The organism is Streptomyces sp. NPDC031274, assembly GCF_055570235.1.
In genome coordinates, this window is sequence record NZ_JBVIHP010000270.1 from 1 (window position 1) to 1,322 (window position 1,322).

The window sequence follows — 1,322 nt, forward strand, 5'->3', positions numbered from 1 at the left end:
GTCGTACATCGGCGATGACCCGTCGCCGCGCGGGGTCCTGGAAGTACTCCAGATACGGCACGTGCCGCCCGCCGTGGACGCCCGTGTAGTTGCTCTTGGTCGCCTGAACGGTGGGGGAGAGCTGGAGGCCATTGCGATTTCCCGGCTCCGCCTTGAGTTGCGTGAGGAAGCGCAGGATCCCGTCGGACTTCTTGACGAGGAATCCCAGGATGCCGGTCTCGGGCTGGTTGATGATGGGCTGTCCCCACCCCGCCGGTGGGCTCTGCGTATCCACCTGGAGGCCTTCGACGGAGAAGTAGCGGCCGCTCTCGTGGGCGATGAAGCCGGTGTTCTCGTCGAAGCGCCAGCCGGTCAGCCGGTCCAGCGGCACTGTCTCGGTGACGGTGTAGACGCGTTCGCGCGTCTCCCTCAGGACGTGCTCGAATGCCGCGAGTCCCGGCGCCGTGCGTGCCGACAAGGCGAGCCTGGACGCCACCTCCGCACGGCTTGGCTCTGGGGGTACGGAGGATGTCTGCGCGGCGGGCAGAGTGCTCATCGGTCCTCCTGACGCCGCCTGTTCCCTCAAATCCCGCCTTCTTCCGCACTTACCCGGGCGCCGGAGCCCGGGTGACGGTGGGAGAGGGGCGTCCTTGGCGTCGAACTCACGCCCGCGTCCTCCCCTGCTCGGTCAGTTCGTGCTCGATCAGCTCGGCAACCCGAGCCGGGGTCTGTGCCAAGTAGAAGGCGCGAACGGACAGTTCGACGCCGTACTCCTGGGACACTCGTTCGATGATCTTTATCCCGATCAGTGAATTGCCGCCGAGTGCGAAGAAGTCGTCATTAGACCCGACCGTGTCGCAGCTGAGGTATTCGCCCCACAGCCCCGAGATCTCATGCACGAGTGACACCGGAAGTCTCAACTCCATTGCCAGGTTTGCCCTTACCTCAGTCCCGACGGTGAGACGGCTCGAACGCGTTGCCACGCACCGGTTGTCTCGCCGACGGGACAGGAGTGACTGCTCCGATCCTGCCCCGGCCGCACGGCCGATGTCACCGTTCACCGTGCTGTCGGCATAGTGGGGGCGGGGCCGGGGGCCCGTCGGCCACGTGGCCATTGCCACGGGATCCCGGGGGAATTACGGTGACGGCTTGAAGTAACGGCCATATGCGTTATAGCGATTCCGGCCATCATGCGTTGAAGGGGATTTCCTTGCTGAAATCGCAACGGCTCACCGTGCTGCCCATCGACTCGTACGACCTGGATTCCGAGTTGTCCGTCGTGGACAACCATGAGTACAAAGGCGAGTTCGACGCCCTCACCTTCGGGGCGTGGTCGTGCCATG

Annotated in this window: 2 protein-coding genes; both read right to left on the reverse strand. The window is 64.8% G+C overall.

All coding sequences use genetic code 11. The annotated features are described in order from the left end of the window. On the reverse strand, nt 1-535 hold a 535-nt coding region (locus tag ACZ5CR_RS45570), incomplete at its 3' end, for an NDP-hexose 2,3-dehydratase family protein (RefSeq protein ID WP_468869677.1). Between the two features lie 106 nt (nt 536-641). Beyond that, nucleotides 642-887 carry a phosphopantetheine-binding protein gene (locus ACZ5CR_RS45575; protein WP_468869680.1) on the reverse strand — a complete coding sequence of 82 codons (246 nt, stop codon included), beginning with the start codon at nt 885-887 and terminating at the stop codon, nt 642-644. Between the last annotated feature and the right edge of the window lie 435 nt (nt 888-1,322).